A 17,619-nucleotide genomic window follows, 5' to 3' on the forward strand; every position below is an offset into this window, starting at 1 on the left:
GTGGCCATTGGGCCATCGAGAACTCCCTCCATTGGGTACTCGACGTCACCTTCAACGAGGATGCCGCCCGATCTCGAACCGGGCATGGACCAGCCAACATGGCCGTCGTCCGACACTTCGCCATCAACATGGTTCGAAGCCATAACGACAAGCGCAGTATCAAACTCAGACGAAACAAAGCAGGCAGAAACCCACAATACATGGCCGAAATCATCCGAGCATGACTGTTAACCCGGATTCAGCGCCGTGCTGTTCGATGTTGCTCGATTGCACGATCTCGTCATGCCTTGCATAATAGGCATCCAGGATTTGCTGGGACTTCGGTGCGGGCTGCCGTTCGGCAAGCATCAAGATGACCATGTCCACATTGTTGCGCACAATTAGTCGGAAGACAATCCTGACCTTACCGGTGCGGACGAATTCCTCTTCGATCTGCAGTGCGACATGCGTTCGGTATTCGACGCGATGGGGGCAGGTCGGCGACGAGTATTCGATCACGGTGACGGGTGCTGAGGCGGAGCCAATCGGCGGTCCGCACGCCCTACGGGTGCATCATGTCCCCCGCGTTAGATGCGGTTGGAAGGTTGCCAATCCAAACACTGAGAATTCCCGCGGCGAGGCGCGAGAATAGAAACTTGGCCAAGATATGAATGTCTCCGGATGATTGCCGGTAAGTTCAGGGCGTCAGTGCTTGGATTTAGACCGCCTCAAACAGATGTCCGTGCAGTCCCGAGTCGGTTCGTCACTGACACTGCTGTGTCATCAAATGCTATACGGCCAGTGCCCAAACTTCAACGGTAGCTATTGCCTAGTGACCCAAGATCTGACTGAGGAATGCGCGCGTGCGTTCCGATTGCGGCGCGCCGAAAAATGCCTTGGGTTCGTTCTGTTCTACGATTTGACCCCGATCCATGAAGATCACCCTGTTGGCCACCGCTTGGGCAAAACCCATTTCATGGGTGACGCAGAGCATGGTCATGCCTTCTTCGGCAAGCGCGATCATCGTATCGAGCACTTCCTTGATCATCTCTGGATCAAGCGCGGAGGTCGGCTCATCGAACAACATCAGCCGCGGCTTCATGCAGAGAGCTCGCGCGATCGCCACGCGCTGCTGCTGCCCGCCGGAGAGCTGACCCGGATATTTATGCGCCTGATCCGGTATTTTCACTTTCTCAAGAAAGTGCATGGCGAGTTCCCTGGCTTCCTTTTGCGGCATCTTGCGGACCCAGATCGGTGCGAGGGTGCAGTTCTGAAGGATCGTCAAATGCGGAAAGAGATTGAAATGCTGGAACACCATTCCGACTTCGCGGCGGACTTCCTCGATCTTCTTCAGGTCGTTGGTCAGTTCGATACCGTCGACGACGATCTTGCCGGCCTGATGTTCCTCAAGCCGATTGATGCAGCGGATCATGGTTGATTTTCCGGAGCCGGACGGTCCGCAAATGACGATCCGCTCGCCCCGCTGCACGGTGAGATTGATGTCGCGCAGGACGTGGAACTCGCCATACCACTTGTTCATGGCGCTAATCTCGACGGCGATATCTGCAAGACTTGGCCGGTCGTCCTGTAACGACGCCGTTTTCATCATGATGTTGGTCATTATGATATCCTCCTACCGGTGGTCGGTCTTCAGCCGACGCTCCAAATATTGCGAGTAGCGCGACATGCTGAAGCAGAAGACGAAAAACACGGCGCCGATGAAGATGAAGAGCTCCCAGTATATGCCCTGCCAGTTGGTGTTGGCACGAATGGCGGCGGCAAGGGCGATCGGGTCAAGCAATCCGATGAACATGACGAGCGTCGTGTCCTTGAACAGCCCGATGAAGGAATTGACGATGCCGGGGATTGAGATCTTGAGGGCCTGCGGCAGGATGACGAGCTGCTGGGACTTCCAGTAGTCAAGGCCGAGCGCTTCCGCCGCCTCATACTGTCCTTTCGGTAGAGCGGCCAGACCGCCACGAATGACCTCGGCCATATAGGCGCTGGCAAAGAGCGTCACCATGATCACAACGCGCAGGATGAGGTCAAAGTTCGTGCCGGGCGGCAGGAAGTAGTTGAGCAGCAGCGAAGCCGTGAAAAGGAGCGTGATCAGCGGCACGCCGCGGATGAATTCAATGAACACGACGCTCAGCATATGGATGAGGGCAGGTTGGAACGGCGGCCAAGTGCAAGCAGGATCCCGAGCGGCAGCGACATAGCTATCCCTGTTACGCCAATGATGATCGATAGCAGGAAGCCGCCGACATCGCGCGAGGCGATGCTATCGAGAGCGATTGGAGCCATGCCGTCTGCGAGGGACGAGATCGGCTGGGCCGCATAAACCCACCAGACGCTCGCGCCGATGACAGCAATGCCGACGCTCGGCCCTTTTCCGGCCCGTGCTGCCAACATGAACAGTCCAGCGCCGACAGCGAAGCCGAAATAGACCGAGATCGGAAACCAGAGGCTGCCACCCCAGATCAGGAAATAGGCTATGCCGGGGTAGACGATGCTGAACCAGAGAGCCCGTCGCGGCAAAGCGCGGAGCAGAACTGGCGCCAAAGCGGCGAAGAGCAGCGCGAATGCCAGCACCGGCCGCCAGTAGAGATGCGCAGGGTAGAAACCGAAGAGAAGCTGCGGCCAGCGGTCGCGGATCACGCCCCAACACGCGCCCGGCGCATCGCCCAGGACTTGCCGACACTCGACAAGTGAGTTGGCCCGCCAGACTGAATTGCCGAGCCATGGTGCGACGGCCACGATGAGCCATGCGACCGTAAGTACGGACCCGACTGTTAGAAGCGTGCTGAGCCAGCTGTTGAAAAGATTTTTTCTCGTCCATTCGAGCGTCCCCCCTCGCCCCGAAGGCCTTGGCGATGCGGCGACCATGTCCTGGCGCACAAAGGAGAGGTTTTGCATGTTCATCTCAACGCTCCTTCAGGCTGACGCGATTGTTGTAGATGTTCATGGCAGCCGAGATGCTGAGGCTGATCGCGACATAAGTCAGCATCAGCATCAGCATGCCTTCGAGCTCGCGCCCGGTCTGGTTGATCGTGATGCCCCCGAGCGTCGAACGGAGATCCATGTAGCCGACGGCTAGGCCCAGCGACGTATTTTTCGTGATGTTGAGATATTGCGAGATCAGCGGCGGCACGATGACCCGCAGGGCCTGCGGCAAGATTACCAGACGCATCGTGCGTCCTGAGGAGAGCCCAAGCGCATGCGCCGCTTCAGACTGGCCCTTCGAAATGGCAAGAATGCCGGAACGAACGATTTCCGCAATGAAGGCGCCGGTATAGAGGCTCAGCCCTATCCAGAGCGCGATGAAGGCATTGCGCAACTGCAGACCGCCGGTGAAGTTCAAGCCCTTCAAGGCCGGACAGTCTAAGTGGAAGCCGAGTACGTAAAGGAGGATTATCATCGGCAACGCAAAGACGCCCAGGCTCTTCCACCACGTGGCCGGGCGCTGACCGGTTTTGCCTTGGACCTGCGCGGCGTGCTTTTACCAATCCCCGATGCCCGATGAGTGAAAGCGCCACAATAGTCAGAATCGCTACGTAATTGAGATCAAATGCTCCAAGCACATCAGGAGCCGGCCCCAGGCTTTGCGAGAAGGCGGGCGTGGGTAGGTAGATGCCGCGGTTCGTAACCGCGATGCTGTCCCAGAGCATTATCGCTGCTGTGGGATGCTCGCCGCGAAATGCGTTCGGTGTCGGCATCGCCTGCGACATCACCGCAGCTACGACGATGATCCAGAGCAGAGCCGGAATGTTGCGGAAGCTCTCGACATAAACCGTCATCAAGCGGGCGACGATCCAGTTGTCTGAAAGCCTCAGCACCCCTGCCAAAACGCCAAGAATTGATGCGGTCAAGCACGCCATTGCGGCGACAATCAGCGTGTTGAGCAGGCCGACGACGGCGGCACGGGCGTGTGTGCTTGTGCTGGAGTAGTCGATGGCATGCGGAGAAATGTCGTAACCGGCCGTGCTCCATAGAAAACCGAAGGAGAAGTCTTTTCCAAGTGCGGCGAGATTGCGAATCGTGTTGTCGACCAGCCACGCTGCCGCAAGCAGGAGCAGGATGAACGCCAGGATCTGGATCGTCCGTGCTCGATAACGGGTGTCGTTAAACAGCATGCCCAGGTGAAACGGCTGGCGCGGAGCACCGGTTTTCATTGTCATGCGAGATATCTCCCTGAAGGTCTGCGCGGCCTTCGGTGCGGGCAGACGAGGCGAAAGCGAAAGGCGCGGGGGCAAGCCCGCACCTTGAAGGCTCTCAGCGGAACGGCAGCGGGTACATAAGACCGCCCTGGTTCCACAAGGCGTTTTGTCCGCGGGCCAATCCGATCGGCGTTTTCTCGCCGATGTTCTTGGCGAAGATTTCCCCGTAATTGCCCTCGGCGGCAATCACACGTTTGGCCCAGGCGGCATCGAGGCCGAGCTGTTCGCCGAGATTGCCTTCCTTGCCCAACAGGCGGTTTATTTCGGGGTTGTCGGTGCCGGCGGAAAGCTTCTCGACATTCTCTGCGGTGACGTCGAGCTCTTCGGCAGCAATCAGCGCCTGCAACGTCCATCGCGCCACATCAGCCCATTGGTCGTCGCCCTGACGCACAAGCGGACCCAATGGCTCTTTCGAGATGACATCCGGAAGAATGACGTGGTCCTGCGGAGTCTTGAAGCTGGAGCGCGTAGAGGCGAGGTCCGATCCGTCGCTGGTATAAACGTCGCAGGCGCCAGCCAAGTACTTCTGGGCGATGTCGGCATTGTTCTCGACCGGTACCGGCTCGTAGGTCATGCTGTTCTTGCGAAAATATTCCGCAAGGTTCAGCTCGGTGGTGGTGCCTGTCTGGATGCAGATCGTCGCGCCGTTCAGGTCCTTGGCGCTCTTTGCGCCGAGCGCCTTTGGCACCATGAAGGCTTGCCCGTCATAGAAATTCACGCCGGCAAAGGTGAACTTGAGGTCGACGTCGCGCGAAAACGTCCAGGTCGTAGTGCGCGACAGGATGTCGATTTCGCCCGATGCGAGCGCCGTAAAGCGCGTCTGGCCGGTCGTCGGCACGAAGTTCACCGCATTGGGGTCCTTCAGGACCGCGGCGGCGATCGCCCGACAATAGGCGACGTCCATGCCTTGCCAAACGCCGGACGCATCCGGCGCGGAGAAACCAGCCTGACCACCGGTCACGCCGCAGTTGAGCTTGCCACGCGCCTGGACGTCGGCCATCGTGCCGGCCGACGCTATGCCCGCCGTCAGCGTCGCCGCGGCCACTGTGGCCAACAACAAAGTCTTCTTCATTGACATTCTCCCGGTTTGTGATCCGAAAGCAGCGGCTTCCTGCCGGTTCTCCGCTTTGGGATCGGTTGAGTTCCCGATTGTTCGTCGTTCCGCAGAGCCTGGTGACACGTATTGTTATTGGTCGATTTCGAGCATCGCCTCTATCTCGACGGGTGCATTCATCGGCAAAGCGGCGACGCCGACGGCGGAGCGCGCGTGCTTGCCTTTGTCGCCGCAGACAGCGAGGAGGACATCAGACGCCCCGTTTGCAACGAGATGTTGCTCGGTGAAGTCCTCAGCCGAAGCCACGAAGACCGTGATCTTGATGATCCGTGCAATCCGATCGAGGCTGCCGAGATGTGCCTGCGCCTGGGCGAGGATGTTCAAGGCGCATTGTCTGGCAGCCAGCGCTGCGGCCGTGACGTCAAGCTCGCGGCCGACGAGACCTGTGGCAATCAACTTGCCGTTCGACAGTGGCAGCTGACCCGACGTGAGAATGAGATTGCCGCTTGCGACGATGGGGAGATAGTTCGCTACCGACTTCGCCGCTTCAGGCAGTTCTAGCCCGAGTTCGGCCATGCGTTTTTCAATCGTTTGAGACATCGGCGCGCCTCACAGTTTAGAGATGGCGGCGTTGATGCGGGTGATCGCATCATCGACAGTCGAGCGAGGACAGCCGAGATTGACGCGCATATAGCCGCGGCCCTCAATCCCAAACTTCTGGCCCTTGTCGAGCCAGACGCGCGCCTTGGTCAGCATGAATTTTTCGAGTGTTGCGGCATCCATGCCGAGCCCACGGCAATCCATCCAGGCGAGATAGAGCGAGTCTGCCGGAAGCACGCGGACCTTGTCGGTCGCATTATTGATCCGATCCGCGAAATAGAGGTGATTGCCGCGCACATAGGCGAGCATCTCCTCCAGCCAGGGTTCGCCATGGGCATAGGCCGCTTCGCAAGCGACCATGCCCAGTACGTTGACCAGCGGGAACATGTTGCGGTCGTATTGGCGCAGCAGTTCACCACGCAGCCGCGGATTCGGCACGAAGATATTTGCGCATTGCAGACCCGGCAGATTGAAGGTCTTGCTCGGCGCGGTGCACGTGATGCTCATTTGCGCGAATTTTTCGCCCAGCGATGCGAAGGCGATGTGTTTCTTCGCCGGGTTGAGGATCAGGTCCTGGTGAATTTCGTCGGAAATCACCAGAATGTCGTGCCGGGCGCAGATCTCTCCCATGGTCCGCAGTTCTTCTTCCGACCAGACATTTCCGGTCGGATTGTGCGGATTGCTGAGGATGAAGATCTTCGTGTTGGGCCGTATGGCCGCCTCGAAAATGGCGGCATCGAACCGGTAGCCGTCCTCGGTGCGAACGAGCGGGGCGAAGGCCAGATGACGGCCATTCATCAGCATGTCGTTGTGGAAATGGGCATAGACGGGCGGCTGGATGAGAATGGAGTCGCCAGGCGCGGAAAACGCCTGTGCGGCGACCTTCAGGATGGTAATGATGCCGGCCGAGGCAACAACCCATTCCGGCGCCACGTCAAAACCGAAGCGCTTTGCCTGCCATCCGGTCACGGCCTCAAGGTAATTTTTGGTCATGCCGCCGGGATAGCCGAAGACGCCGTGCTGGACAGCCTCGGCAAGCGCATCGATGACCGGTCGCGGGGCTTTGAAATCGGTATCGGCAACCCACATGGGAAGAGGATCGGCGGCCGCTTCGTCTGCGGACAGCAGGCGCTCGGCGAAAGCCCATTTCATCGAGTTGCTGTTCTTGCGATCGATGACCTCGTCAAAAATAGATGACGGCATGGCGTGATCCCCACGCGGATGCGGCGCAGTTGCAAGCTTCGTCAATACATTTCCTTTCGTCCGTCGCGGCTGCCTCGGCAGGATCATGGTTGACGAAAAGGTTAATCGCAGTTCATTATGAATGGAAATGGTATGAATTCATGTGGTGATGAGCGGAGGTCATAATGATAGATCGGCAGCATCTTGCGATCCTGAGGGAAGTCAACCGTCACGGCAGCGTCACCGCGGCGGCCGAGAAGATGAACGTCACACAGTCGGCGCTCAGCCACACGATCGCGAAGTTCGAGGATCGGCATGGCATCAAGATCTGGATGAAAACCGGTCGGGGTTTGCGCCTAACGCAAACGGGCGAATACCTGCTCACCGTGGCCGAGCGGGTTCTGCCGCAACTGGAGCACGCGGAACGGGTCCTCATAGACTTCTCATTGGGGCGAAGAGGAATGCTCCGAGTTGGCATGGAATGCCATCCCTGCCAGCGCTGGCTCTCGAGAATGGCGACACCCTATCTGGCTCAGTGGCTCGACGTGGATTTCGACGTGCGCACCGCCTTTCGCTTCGACGGGGTCGAGGCGCTGCTCGGTTATGAAATCGACCTCTTGATAACGCCGGACCCGGTAGAGGCGCCGGAGCTGCTGTTCACGCCCGTGTTCGATTACGAGCTGGTCCTTATGGTGCACGAGTCCCATCCTCTTGCCGGCAGGACATGCGTGCAACCGCACGATCTGATGGACGAAGAGCTAATCACTGTTCCCGTCACCCTAGAGCGATTGGACATTTACACCAAGTTTCTCGTTCCCGCCCATTATCGGCCCCGTCAGCACCGCACGGCCGAAACCGTAGACCTGATGTTGCAACTCGTCTGCGCGGGCAGGGGGGTCACCGTCCTTCCGGACTGGTTGCTGCACGAGGATGGGGCAGGAATGCCGATACGGGCGCTCAGCCTCGGAGAAGCCGGCATCCGGAAGAGCATCAATCTGGGCGTCAGGCGCGGCGAGGAGACCATCTCCTATATCGATGGCTTCCTGACGCTTGCCCGAGAGATGGGCCGCACACCCCTCGCGTGATTGCGGGATGCGTGGTGAGGCAGTTTCGTTCGCCGCGCAAGTTGCGTGTCCTGCCGCATTAGCCGTCCGAGACAAAACCGATTGCCATGCCAAGGCGTCCTGGGTGACGGTTGCGCGCGCCACGCCGGAAGCCAAGCGCTCGTAGAAACGCGCTGCGGCCTCAAGACATGAAGCGCGAGTACAATCTGATCGAGCGACGCGCGGAAACCGACACTAGAGTCCTTCCTCATCTGTTGCGGGGTAAGCTGGCGGCGCGCGATACCAACGGAACGAGCATAAAAGCTACGGCCGGCAGCACAAGCCAGTTGACCGTGCTCCAGCCTGAGCTGTGCAGCAGCGAACCGGCGAAAAAGGAGGCGCAGGCAACTGTCCCGAACACCATAAATGCATTAGCGCCCTGCGCCTTGCCGCGTTCGGATGGCGAATGACACTCGGCAACCATCGCCGTGGCGCCAATGAAGCCGCAATTCCAGCCCAGCCCCAAGAGGATAAGCGATCCCCAGAAGTGCGCGATATCGACACCGCTGAGCGCAATAAGCGCCGACCCGCCGATCAGGAGAAGTCCCACCGCCGCCACGCGCTCCTTGCCGAAGCGTGCCATGAGGCGGCCGGTAATGAAGCTTGGCCCGAACATGGCGAGAACGTGCCACTGAATACCAAGCGCTGCGGAATCGACGGAATGGCCGTGTCCGACCATGGCCATAGGTGCCGCCGTCATGACGAAGGTCATCAGGCCGTAGGAGACGACGCCGGTCGCAACGGCCAGCAGATAGCCTGGCGAGGTCAGTATCTGTGCAAGCGGGCGGGCGCTGATGGCGGTGGCATGCACGGCGGCGGAACCCGCCGGGCGGCGCAGTGGCAAAAGGATCGGCACCGCGAGCAGGGCGAGCATCGCCTGGCTGAGGAAACTGCCGGCAAAGGCATGTCCCGGCAGAGCGTTACGCGTCCATATGACGAGTTGCGGCCCGATGATGGCAGCAATCAGCCCGCCGACCATCACGCGCGATATTGCGCGGTCACGCCCGGCGCCAGTCAGGCCGTCGGTCGCCGCAAAGCGGTAGCTCTGGACATAGGCCGAGTAAAAACCGGCGATCAGCGTGCCCATGCAGAAGACAATGAAGCTTGATTGGACGATGCCCATCGTGGCAACGATCCCCGCGATCGTACCGAGCGCTGCACCTATTATATATCCGGCGCGCCGTCCGAACCGGCGCATAACGGCCGCAGCCGGCAGCGTTCCCAGAGCAAGCCCCAGGTTGAGCATGCTGACCGGCAAAGTTGCTGCGGCCGGATCAGATGCCAGATGCTGGCCGACGAGCCCGCCGAGCGAAATGACGATGGGAGAATTGGCGCCCCCGAGCGACTGTGCCGCCGTCAGAACCCAGACGTTTCTTGACGCAATTTTTTCCTGTTTCGCGACATCGTCCTTGTCGCGGAACGTCGCCTCGGCGATCCCCATTTGGCCGAGGAGGGCATCGGCAGCACATCGGCGTGCTGAAGAGGGGCGTCCTTGATCCAGATTTCGGCGCCCTCTGGGCCTGTCGCCACCTCAAATGATCTGCCTGCCGGCAACCGTCCCCAGCATTGCGGCTCCAGCGTCTCGCCCTGCAATATCAGGCTGCCGGACAGCACCAGAAATTCGAGGCCACGGCGATTTTCGATGGCAATGGCTGAGCCGGACTGCCAGGTCTCGATCGAAACGCGTTCCGCGATATCCTCGAAGAGAACACGCGCCGCACGGGCGCCGGCGCGCAATGGGGCCGCTTGGCCTTCGCCTGGCTGCCGGACAATCTGCATGCTGTCGCCCTGACGAAACTGCCAAAGGCGCACGAAAATCATGCAGCCCTCCTCCGGCGCCGGTACGTGCGAGGTGCCGGGCGGGTTGCGGAAATAGCTTCCGGCCGGATAGTCGCCATGCTCATCTTGGAACGTCCCCTGAAGCACAAGAATTTCTTCGCCGCCGCTATGGACATGGCGGGGAAAGGCGCTTGCCGGCGCGTAGCGCACGATCGAGGTCGCACGCGCGACTTCACCGCCGACGCGGTAGAGCATCCGTCGGTCGACGCCGGCGGCGGGGCTCGGCACCCAGTCGAGCTTGGCCGCATGGGCGATGACCGGCTTTGTCAGGTCTTCATTGATCCGCATTGGTCTGGTCTCCCATCGTCAGAACGATCCGGAATTTCGCCTCACCGGAACGCATTCTTCGGACCGCTTCGGCGGCCTGCTCCAGCGGCATGGTTTCGATCATCGGCCGCACGCCGGCCAGGACGCTGAAGTCCAATGTCTTCTCGTTCTCGAACGGCGACCCCGTAATTGAGCCGATCACGCCTCGCTCAGCGCCCACCAGATATCCAGTCGATACCGGCAGGGGATCCTTGCCGACGCCGAGCACGACCAGGCGGCCTTCCGGTGTAAGTGCAGGCATCAAAACCAAGACGGCGTCCGGATTGCCGATCGTGGTCAGGATCGCTTTGGCGCCGCCCATCTTATTCAAAGCCTCGGCGGCATTTTCCTTGTTCGTGTCAATGTAACGATGGGCGCCGAGCTTCACAGCATCTTCGGCAATATTGTCGCCCCGACCCACCGCGACCACGCGGAAGCCCATCTTGCGGGCATATTGCAGCGCCATGTGCCCGAGCCCGCCTATTCCGAGAATAGCAACCGTATCGCCTGCCTCAGCGCCCGATTTCTTCAAGGCATTGAATGTGGCGATGCCGGCGCAAAGGATCGGTGCTGCCTCTTCCGATGAAAGCTTGTCCGGAATGGAAACGAGTCCGGTCGCGCGCGCAATCATCATTTCCGCGTAACCGCCATCGCAGGAAGAACCGAGAACGGGCTGGTTGCGGCATAGATTGAAACGGCCACGGCATTCATTGCATTCGTTGCAATGCCCGCCGAGCCGGCCAACGCCGACGCGCTGGCCGAGCTTCCAAGCCGAGGGCGTGTTTGATCCAAGCGCGATGATCCGGCCGACCACTTCGTGGCCGGGAACGCGCGGCGGCTGTAGTCTCCGGTCCGCCTTGTCGATGTCGCTTAAATCCGCGCCGCAGATGCCGCAGGCTTCAACCGCAATCAGCACTTCTTCGTCGCCCGGCGTCGGTCGGTCCACAAGCTCAAGGCCGCCGGACGTGGATATCTGCATCGCCCGATAGGTTGTTTTCATGACCTGCTCCTTTCCTCGCATTTCAAGATAGGGGATGAACGATCTCCGTCTCGCCTGGTGATCAGGGGCGTGGCCACACGCTCACCGGCTTCGATGGCCCCAGCCAGATAACCGGGATCGTTGAGTGCTGTTCGCTGCCTGCCAAACTGATCCAGCTCTGCCAGGTCTGATCGACCCCCCAACTCGCGTGCAAATTCCTGAACCGACGGATGCATGTCGGGCCAGCCAGGAAGGGCGGAGATCGAAACCGTCGTGCGAGACATCGGTTTGCGGGTCAGCCGTGAGAATGCGGCCGCCCAGCCGTTCCCGTGCCTCGACCAGGGTAAAGTCGAGCCCGTTGCGATGAAGGTGATAGGCTGCCGTAAGTCCGGCAAGGCCGCCGCCGACGATGACAATGGCCTTAGTCGATATTGTTGTCGTTGAAGCCATTAGCGGGTTATCTGGATGTTATGCTCGCTGCAGTTCAGGCGATGGCGTAAATCCGAATGTCCGGCGCTGCCGCCAGCAGCGGCTTCAATCGGTGACGTCGTCGTCGTTGAAGAGTTCGCTTTCGAGATAGGCCCTGCGTCCTCAACGCTGTTGAACCCATGGAGAACCTGCACGTCATCGTCGCGGATCAGAAGCTCCTTGGAGGTCGCTCCGATGTCTGTGAGGAACGTTTCCTTGTATTTCTGATAGATGCCGATGGCAGCGCGACGGTTCGCGGCGGCGATCTGAAGGGTGATTTGGAGATAAGCCACGGTCATACTTTCGGGTTTCGCTTGGCCGCACGCGGCGAGGGATGTTCCTCGCCAAAAATGCATATGCGCCGTTTGATGCGCCCGCATGGCCGGCTTGACAAATGAGAGTTTCTTGGGCGCGGCAAAGAAAATCTTGGCGCGCTGCGCTGCGGCCGAGTTAGGGCCGTGCCGTGCCGGCTTCTTCAAGCAGCCAGTTGCGAAAGGCCTGCAGTTTCGGCAGCGACGCATACTGCGACCGGTAGACGATGTAGTAGGCAAGCGTCGATGGCACGGTCACATCGGGGAAGAGCCGCTTGAGCTTTCCCGCAGTCAGATCGTCATGGGCGAGGATGCTGCGGGCCAGCGCTACGCCCCGACCCTCGATCGCAGCCTGCAGGACGGCAGCGGAATTATTGATACTCATGCCCCTTTGCGGCTGGGAATCTGATACGCCGCCGGCGCGCAGCCAGCGGTCCCAGGTGACAAAACCGAGTGCCGGGTCCACGGAGAGATCGTGTATGAGCGTCTGGCGCGTCAGATCGGCTGGGACGTTTAGACTTCCAATTTCTGAAAACCTGGGCGAACAGACAGGAAAGACTTCCTCGTCCATCAGCTTTTCGGCGATCAGGTCCGGCCAGCTTCCATCTCCGTAGCGCACGCCAATGTCTATTCCATGTGCCTTGTAATCGACCAGCTTCAGGCTCGTCTCGAGCCGAATGTCGGTCTCCGGACATCTGGCCTGGAAGCGGTCGATGCGGGGCAATAGCCATTTGGCGGCGAAAGCAGGACTGACGGTTACGTTGAGGATTCCGCTCGTTGCGGACGCGCGAAGACGCTCCAGCCCAATGACTAGCTGATCGAGCCCTGCCCTGATATCGGGAAGGGCATGTTCGGCCCGTTCGGTCGGGGTAAGCCTCGCCTTTCCGGTGGTGGTACGATGAAAGAGCGGCATTCCCAGCCAATCCTCCAACCCCCGCACCATCTGTCCTACCGCAGCTGAGGTGACTTTGAGTTCCTCGGCAGCCCCGGAGAAGCTGCCGTGACGTGCACTGGCTTCAAAGGCACGCAGCGCGTTCAGATAGACCGGTGACTTTCTGTTCAAAGTGACTTTCTCCTACGCGAAGAAGGGAGAATTGAGCGGCAAAGCCACGAAGCGACATCTCCATTATGGGCCACACCCCGTCAAGTCCTGTGAGGCAAAGAACGACGTTGTTTGAGTTCCGACGCGCCGCCGATCACGACTCATCGCCGGAACCAGCTTAGGGTTTGCGCGAGACCCAATCAGACTGTCGTGTGCTCTCTCGTTCCACCACTTCAAATCCCACGTCGATGATCTGGCAGGAACGGTCGTTACTGACTGCCGATGCCGCAACAACGCATATTTTCGAGGCGTAGTCACATGCATATGCCTGTCCCGCCAAATCAGCCTTATACCAAACCCCAACTGTCGCAGGGTCAACGCGATTCTCGGCCGCATCCGCGACAAATGGACCATCCTGAAGATCACGATGCTTGCCGACCGGCCGCGGCGCTTCAATGAGTTGAAACGCGTGATAGGCGAGATTTCCCAACAAATGCTCACCCGCAACCTGAAGTCTCTGGAAGCGGACGGGATGGTGACCCGCAAGGTCTATGCGACCGTGCCGCCTCAGGTCGAGTATGGCGTGACAGATCTCGGCAGGTCTCTTGCCGCACCGATCATGCAACTGGCGACCTGGGTGCTGGATCATCTGGGCGAAATTGAAGCCTGTCGCGCGCTGGTTCGTGCATGAGCTCTAAGAAGACTAGGCTACCGATTCAACGATGTTCTGCAGTTTTCCGGCGTCCTGCCGGGGTGGTGCGCCGAACAGCCGTTTGTATTCGCGACTGAACTGCGAAACGCTCTCGTAGCCGACAGCGTAGGCGACGCTTGCTGCTTCTGAGCGCTCCGCGATCAGGCGCCGACGCGCCTCGTGCAGGCGGATTTGCTTCTGGTACTGGAGCGGGCTCAAGCCGCTAATCGCCTTGAAGCGGCGATGGAACACCGACACGCTCATGCCGGCCACAGTGGCCATGGCTGCGATGCTGAGATGCTCCGTGTAATGCTCGCGAATCCATGCCATTGCCCGCCGGACATGGGACAGGCGGCTACCGTTGCCGGCAATCTGCCGGAGCAACGCCCCTTGAGGTCCCATGAGCAAGCGAAACATGAGTTCGTGCTCCCTGTGACGCGCCATGATCGGGATTTCATCCTGGCGGTCGAGAAGTTCAACGAGGCGCCGCCAGGCGTCGATCAATGCCGGCCCTGCGGGGCTGAAGCCGAATCCTTTATTCATTGGGGGTTCCGGCATGCTGCCCATCTCCAGGAGCAGTGCGGATATTACCTCCGGATCGATGTAGAGGTTGAGAGCGACATAGGGCTCCTCGGGTGACGCTTCGCTGATCTGTCCCATGGCGGCGAGTTCGGCCGCCACGACCATGCAGTGGCCGGCGCCATACTCAAGCACCTGGTCGCCGATGAAGACCTGCTTGGATCCTTGCAGCACGAAGCAGACAACCGGGTTGTAGACCGCCAGCCCGGCTCCGACGGTCGATCGAAGGTGCTGACGCTGACCCGCGGCATCTTCGGTTGGGGCTTGCCTGCATGGCGCAAGACAATGGCTTTGAGCTGGGCAAGATCGGTCATGGGGCCCTCTGCCCTCGTTAGCCTGCAAACGTCAAGCGATCAGCAGGATCAGGCAATGAAACGGTAGGATCGGACATCGTCAATCGAAGTGTCAAACTCAAAATGGGCGCATCGGATAAGAAAGGACATTCACGATGCAGCAACGCAAGCTTGGCCGACACGGCCTTACGGTCGGCGCCATTGGTTACGGTGCCACGGGCACCGCCATCGGTTACGGCCCCAGCGACGATCAGGAATCGATCACGGCCATCCGCCGCGCCCATGAGCTCGGCGTCACCCACTTCGACACCGCACGCATGTACGGCTGGGGTGAAGGTGAGAAGCTGCTCGGCATTGCGCTGCGGCCAATTCGTGATCAGGTGACGATCGCAACGAAATTCGGCTTGACGGAAAGCTACTCCCCTGACTCCCGGCCGGAGACCATCCGTGACGTTGTGGACTCCAGACTCAAGAATCTGAACATCGACACCATCGATCTGCTTTACCAGCACATTCCCGACCCCAACGTCCCGATCGAAGACGTGGTCGGCGTGATGCAGGAGTTTGTCCACGCGGGTAAGGTGAAATGCCTCGGTCCTCTCCAACTCGGATGAGGACACCATCCGTCGCGCCAGTGCCGTTGCCCCTATCTCGATTCAGCAATACCAGTATTCCATCCTCGCCAGGGACGTGGAGCCGCTGCTGCCGGTCCTTGAAGAATTAGGCATCGGACTGGTTGCCTATTCCCCGTTGGCGCGTGGTTTCCTGACTGGCCACGTAGCATCTCGCGATCAATACGCCGCCGACGATTTCCGGCAGAACCTCGGGTGGTGGGCGCCGGCGAATTTCGCCAAGAACGTCGAGATTGCAAAAGAGCTCACCTCGCTCGCCGCGGCGAAAGGCGTCAGCCTCTCCCAGCTTGCGTTGGCTTGGCTGCTCACGCGAAAGGACTACATCGTGCCGATCCCAGGTGCTCGCAATCAGCAACGTGTGTCGGAGAACATTTCCGCCGCGGAACTGGTACTGACGGACGCGGACCTCAAGCGTATCGACGAGATCGCTCCAAATGGGGGCATCGGCGGACGAATTTGGGGTGAGTAATGTCAGCAGGTGATTTGCTCGGCCCGCCGCGCGCGATCGTCCAGGTTCGATAGGGCGCTCCTCGAAAGGGTCGAGCGCCCTCGCAGGCCGCTCGGCGATGTCGAAGACAGCGGCATTATCCTGGTTTTCGCGCAAACCCTTGTAGGAGGCATGACGAAGGTTGCCGTCATGTGTCCAGCCGCGGAGCTCGATTTCGGCAATCACAACTGCATATTTACAAACTTCTCACCAGCCGAGGAAAACTTGTCGACCGCCGCCTGTTTACCTCTTGTACGACGCGTGGGAGCGCGTTCTGTTCGAGATCAAGGTGACTCATCAATGCTGATTCCACCGCGCCCGTTGCCTTGCTCAATAACCGCATCGCGTCGATCAGCCTTGCAAGGCTTTGTTCGTAGGAAGGGCCAAGCTCCGAGATAATTATTTCCATCCGGACGGGATGTGAGCAAAAACAGAATTTGTCGACAATTCGGCAGATTTCGCAGTTTGCCGACAGCTGGGCAATTTGGGCAAAGACGGCTTCGGCATGTATCGCGAGCTGGTCGCGGGGCGGGTTGTCACGCTCGCCGTCAGTATCCGGCACATGCGGCCGCATACGCCAGAGCGCGTAGGTGAGGGTTTGACGTGCGATACCATACAAGTCCAACAATGCTCCCTCCACGAGCGGCCTGGTGAAATAGCCTTTCTGAGGGATCGAAACGATCTTGCCCTCTGCGGCAAGTCGGATGAGTGCTTCGCGTATCGGTGTCCGCCCAAGGTCCAGTTCGCAGGCAAGCTCCTGATCACTAAGATGTTGCACCGGCACGCGAGCATAGCGGTAAAGCAATTGAAGTACCGCATTATAGGCCGCGTCAGCCTTTGCGGGGACCTGTTCACCAGCGGAAGTTGGAACGGCTATTCCGCGACATTGGAGAGCATTCTCGCAAAGCCACATTTTTCAGTTTCCTCTGTCGATGCAATTGAAGACCGCGTGACGCCGGGAAATTCAAACGCCACAACGCTTTGGGCTGCTTAAGGATTCGTGGGGACGTGATTTTTGAAGTCCACTATAGATGACAGTCTGGCTGAGGTCACGCCTTCCATGATCTGATGGTCCGAAACACGATTCATGGCAGTCTACGATATGTTCACACGGTCAGATCAGTTGGAGTCCCGGAGGAGGTTTGAGTACACGCAGACCAACACAGGCGCCCCTTGGCCCGTCTGACCTAGGCCGTACTTGCGACCAGCAACATCTTTGTCATTAAAGTCGCATCACCATAAGGTGTCTGTACGTGGTCCATTTCCGACCAGCCATTCTTTGTATAGAGGAGCTTTGCGCTCTCCGTGGTAAGATAAAGCCTTTCGTAGCCGAGGCGCAAAGCTTCGTGTTCCAGCCTCTTAACCAGCAATGAAGCTGTACCCTTATTGCGATGAAATGGATGGACGTACAGCGACTTTAGCCAGGGCGAAAGATCAGGCCTTCCTTTAAAATCACAATTGGAAAGGCTGATCATCCCTGTGGGTCTGCTGTCTTCGCTAGCAACCAAAGTTAGCGGCATAGAACTTCTTGAGGAGGCTTGGAACTCACGCTGTGTCTGCTCGAATGAGCCATTGGCCTGACAACCCCATTGCCCAAAGGACCAGCTTGCACAAACCGGAACCAGATCGCGACAATTCTCCAGATACTCAATCACTATTGGAGCTTGAATGTGTATTTGCTTTTCAGCCATCGTCTCTTCCTATTTGCCGAGTGTCGGGTTGCTTTAGATTGAAGCTCTTCCTAAAGAGCATTGCAGCGGGATAATCTGACGCTGATCAGTAGCCGCGGACAAAAGGGGTCCTCACCTGGGTAACCCTCCAACGCAAACGCATTTGCGCGTTTGGTTCGCTCGCTAC

The 17,619-nt window shown here is 59.1% G+C and carries 21 protein-coding genes and 3 pseudogenes; 5 read left to right on the forward strand and 19 right to left on the reverse strand.

Annotated elements, in window-relative coordinates:
* Window positions 1-224 (forward strand): annotated as a pseudogene (locus tag QD461_RS25015) (ISAs1 family transposase); the annotation flags it as partial.
* Here the strand turns inward: QD461_RS25015 and QD461_RS25020 are convergent.
* The 9 genes and pseudogenes from QD461_RS25020 to QD461_RS25060 form a co-directional block, all read right to left on the reverse strand.
* A complete protein-coding gene (locus QD461_RS25020) occupies window positions 211-525 on the reverse strand; it encodes a thioredoxin domain-containing protein (protein ID WP_081598422.1) in 315 nt (104 codons plus the stop codon). The pseudogene QD461_RS25015 and the gene QD461_RS25020 sit on opposite strands and share 14 nt — an antisense overlap.
* Window positions 526-808: 283 nt before the next feature.
* Window positions 809-1,600, reverse strand: a complete 792-nt coding sequence (locus tag QD461_RS25025; RefSeq protein WP_004112771.1) for an amino acid ABC transporter ATP-binding protein — start codon at window positions 1,598-1,600, stop codon at window positions 809-811.
* Between the two features lie 12 nt (window positions 1,601-1,612).
* Window positions 1,613-2,122 (reverse strand): amino acid ABC transporter permease, encoded by a 510-nt coding sequence (locus QD461_RS25030; RefSeq protein ID WP_240535386.1) that lies wholly within the window; start codon window positions 2,120-2,122, stop codon window positions 1,613-1,615.
* 5 nt (window positions 2,123-2,127) lie between these two features.
* On the reverse strand, window positions 2,128-2,901 hold the full coding sequence (locus tag QD461_RS25035) for a hypothetical protein (RefSeq protein WP_004112775.1): 774 nt from the start codon (window positions 2,899-2,901) through the stop codon (window positions 2,128-2,130).
* A gap of 1 nt (window position 2,902) precedes the next feature.
* Window positions 2,903-3,397, reverse strand: a complete 495-nt coding sequence (locus tag QD461_RS25040) for an ABC transporter permease subunit (protein ID WP_081598423.1) — start codon at window positions 3,395-3,397, stop codon at window positions 2,903-2,905.
* A gap of 379 nt (window positions 3,398-3,776) precedes the next feature.
* A pseudogene (locus QD461_RS25045) lies at window positions 3,777-4,157 on the reverse strand (amino acid ABC transporter permease); the annotation flags it as partial.
* A gap of 94 nt (window positions 4,158-4,251) precedes the next feature.
* Window positions 4,252-5,268 carry an amino acid ABC transporter substrate-binding protein gene (locus tag QD461_RS25050; protein ID WP_004112780.1) on the reverse strand — a complete coding sequence of 339 codons (1,017 nt, stop codon included), beginning with the start codon at window positions 5,266-5,268 and terminating at the stop codon, window positions 4,252-4,254.
* A 114-nt stretch (window positions 5,269-5,382) separates the two neighbouring features.
* Complete coding sequence (locus QD461_RS25055) at window positions 5,383-5,850, reverse strand: RidA family protein (protein WP_004112782.1); 468 nt, start codon at window positions 5,848-5,850, stop codon at window positions 5,383-5,385.
* 9 nt (window positions 5,851-5,859) lie between these two features.
* Entirely contained in the window at window positions 5,860-7,098 is a 1,239-nt protein-coding gene (locus QD461_RS25060) for a MalY/PatB family protein (RefSeq protein WP_240535387.1), read from the reverse strand.
* Window positions 7,099-7,217: 119 nt separating this feature from the next.
* Between QD461_RS25060 and QD461_RS25065 the strand changes: the two genes are divergently transcribed.
* Window positions 7,218-8,117: a LysR family transcriptional regulator gene (locus tag QD461_RS25065; RefSeq protein WP_004112786.1), complete on the forward strand. Its 900-nt coding sequence runs from the start codon at window positions 7,218-7,220 to the stop codon at window positions 8,115-8,117.
* Window positions 8,118-8,343: 226 nt separating this feature from the next.
* On the opposite strand, the gene QD461_RS25070 is transcribed toward QD461_RS25065, so the two are convergent.
* The 6 genes from QD461_RS25070 to gcvA all read right to left on the reverse strand — a co-directional run bounded on the left by QD461_RS25070 (window position 8,344) and on the right by gcvA (window position 13,101).
* Window positions 8,344-9,576, reverse strand: a complete 1,233-nt coding sequence (locus QD461_RS25070) for an MFS transporter (RefSeq protein WP_015341989.1) — start codon at window positions 9,574-9,576, stop codon at window positions 8,344-8,346.
* Window positions 9,492-10,262 carry a cupin domain-containing protein gene (locus QD461_RS25075; RefSeq protein WP_004112789.1) on the reverse strand — a complete coding sequence of 257 codons (771 nt, stop codon included), beginning with the start codon at window positions 10,260-10,262 and terminating at the stop codon, window positions 9,492-9,494. The genes QD461_RS25070 and QD461_RS25075 overlap by 85 nt, the downstream gene beginning before the upstream one ends.
* The gene (locus QD461_RS25080) at window positions 10,249-11,280 is read right to left on the reverse strand and encodes an alcohol dehydrogenase (protein ID WP_004112791.1); all 1,032 of its coding nucleotides are present in this window, start codon (window positions 11,278-11,280) and stop codon (window positions 10,249-10,251) included. Before QD461_RS25080 ends, QD461_RS25075 begins: the two co-directional genes overlap by 14 nt.
* Window positions 11,281-11,361: 81 nt before the next feature.
* Window positions 11,362-11,709: an FAD-dependent oxidoreductase gene (locus QD461_RS25085; RefSeq protein WP_081598424.1), complete on the reverse strand. Its 348-nt coding sequence runs from the start codon at window positions 11,707-11,709 to the stop codon at window positions 11,362-11,364.
* On the reverse strand, window positions 11,709-12,206 hold the full coding sequence (locus QD461_RS25090; protein WP_240535388.1) for a hypothetical protein: 498 nt from the start codon (window positions 12,204-12,206) through the stop codon (window positions 11,709-11,711). Before QD461_RS25090 ends, QD461_RS25085 begins: the two co-directional genes overlap by 1 nt.
* A complete protein-coding gene (gene gcvA / locus QD461_RS25095) occupies window positions 12,178-13,101 on the reverse strand; it encodes a transcriptional regulator GcvA (protein ID WP_414090147.1) in 924 nt (307 codons plus the stop codon). The genes QD461_RS25090 and gcvA overlap by 29 nt, the downstream gene beginning before the upstream one ends.
* A gap of 406 nt (window positions 13,102-13,507) precedes the next feature.
* Between gcvA and QD461_RS25100 the strand changes: the two genes are divergently transcribed.
* Window positions 13,508-13,771, forward strand: coding sequence for a winged helix-turn-helix transcriptional regulator (locus tag QD461_RS25100; RefSeq protein ID WP_004112797.1), 264 nt, complete (start codon window positions 13,508-13,510; stop codon window positions 13,769-13,771).
* Between the two features lie 12 nt (window positions 13,772-13,783).
* Here the strand turns inward: QD461_RS25100 and QD461_RS25105 are convergent, their stop codons facing one another.
* Window positions 13,784-14,524, reverse strand: coding sequence for an AraC family transcriptional regulator (locus QD461_RS25105; RefSeq protein ID WP_240535389.1), 741 nt, complete (start codon window positions 14,522-14,524; stop codon window positions 13,784-13,786).
* Window positions 14,525-14,798: 274 nt separating this feature from the next.
* Here QD461_RS25105 and QD461_RS25110 point away from each other — a divergent pair, with 274 nt between their 5' ends.
* Window positions 14,799-15,257, forward strand: a complete 459-nt coding sequence (locus QD461_RS25110; RefSeq protein WP_004112801.1) for an aldo/keto reductase — start codon at window positions 14,799-14,801, stop codon at window positions 15,255-15,257.
* A gap of 40 nt (window positions 15,258-15,297) precedes the next feature.
* The gene (locus QD461_RS25115; protein WP_276307812.1) at window positions 15,298-15,744 is read left to right on the forward strand and encodes an aldo/keto reductase; all 447 of its coding nucleotides are present in this window, start codon (window positions 15,298-15,300) and stop codon (window positions 15,742-15,744) included.
* Window positions 15,745-15,825: 81 nt separating this feature from the next.
* Here QD461_RS25115 and QD461_RS25120 read toward each other — a convergent pair.
* The 3 genes and pseudogenes from QD461_RS25120 to QD461_RS25130 all read right to left on the reverse strand — a co-directional run.
* Window positions 15,826-15,948, reverse strand: a pseudogene (locus tag QD461_RS25120) (ATP-dependent DNA ligase); the annotation flags it as partial.
* A 10-nt stretch (window positions 15,949-15,958) separates the two neighbouring features.
* Window positions 15,959-16,675: a GntR family transcriptional regulator gene (locus QD461_RS25125; RefSeq protein WP_004112807.1), complete on the reverse strand. Its 717-nt coding sequence runs from the start codon at window positions 16,673-16,675 to the stop codon at window positions 15,959-15,961.
* A 274-nt stretch (window positions 16,676-16,949) separates the two neighbouring features.
* A complete protein-coding gene (locus QD461_RS25130) occupies window positions 16,950-17,453 on the reverse strand; it encodes a GNAT family N-acetyltransferase (protein ID WP_004112810.1) in 504 nt (167 codons plus the stop codon).
* Between the last annotated feature and the right edge of the window lie 166 nt (window positions 17,454-17,619).

The sequence above is a fragment of the Rhizobium sp. BR 314 genome, assembly GCF_047445805.1.
Lineage (GTDB): Bacteria > Pseudomonadota > Alphaproteobacteria > Rhizobiales > Rhizobiaceae > Rhizobium > Rhizobium lusitanum_B.

Excerpts from the sequence above, each read along its gene's own strand:
- QD461_RS25025 (WP_004112771.1), bottom strand. The coding sequence starts at position 1,600 with ATGACCAACATCATGATGAAAACGGCGTCGTTACAGGACGACCGGCCA.
- QD461_RS25035 (WP_004112775.1), bottom strand. The coding sequence starts at position 2,901 with ATGAACATGCAAAACCTCTCCTTTGTGCGCCAGGACATGGTCGCCGCA.
- QD461_RS25040 (WP_081598423.1), bottom strand. The coding sequence starts at position 3,397 with ATGATAATCCTCCTTTACGTACTCGGCTTCCACTTAGACTGTCCGGCC.
- QD461_RS25050 (WP_004112780.1), bottom strand. The coding sequence starts at position 5,268 with ATGAAGAAGACTTTGTTGTTGGCCACAGTGGCCGCGGCGACGCTGACG.
- QD461_RS25055 (WP_004112782.1), bottom strand. The coding sequence starts at position 5,850 with ATGTCTCAAACGATTGAAAAACGCATGGCCGAACTCGGGCTAGAACTG.
- QD461_RS25065 (WP_004112786.1), top strand. The coding sequence starts at position 7,218 with ATGATAGATCGGCAGCATCTTGCGATCCTGAGGGAAGTCAACCGTCAC.
- QD461_RS25070 (WP_015341989.1), bottom strand. The coding sequence starts at position 9,576 with ATGGGGATCGCCGAGGCGACGTTCCGCGACAAGGACGATGTCGCGAAA.
- QD461_RS25075 (WP_004112789.1), bottom strand. The coding sequence starts at position 10,262 with ATGCGGATCAATGAAGACCTGACAAAGCCGGTCATCGCCCATGCGGCC.
- QD461_RS25080 (WP_004112791.1), bottom strand. The coding sequence starts at position 11,280 with ATGAAAACAACCTATCGGGCGATGCAGATATCCACGTCCGGCGGCCTT.
- QD461_RS25085 (WP_081598424.1), bottom strand. The coding sequence starts at position 11,709 with ATGGCTTCAACGACAACAATATCGACTAAGGCCATTGTCATCGTCGGC.
- QD461_RS25100 (WP_004112797.1), top strand. The coding sequence starts at position 13,508 with ATGCTTGCCGACCGGCCGCGGCGCTTCAATGAGTTGAAACGCGTGATA.
- QD461_RS25110 (WP_004112801.1), top strand. The coding sequence starts at position 14,799 with ATGCAGCAACGCAAGCTTGGCCGACACGGCCTTACGGTCGGCGCCATT.
- QD461_RS25125 (WP_004112807.1), bottom strand. The coding sequence starts at position 16,675 with ATGTGGCTTTGCGAGAATGCTCTCCAATGTCGCGGAATAGCCGTTCCA.
- QD461_RS25130 (WP_004112810.1), bottom strand. The coding sequence starts at position 17,453 with ATGGCTGAAAAGCAAATACACATTCAAGCTCCAATAGTGATTGAGTAT.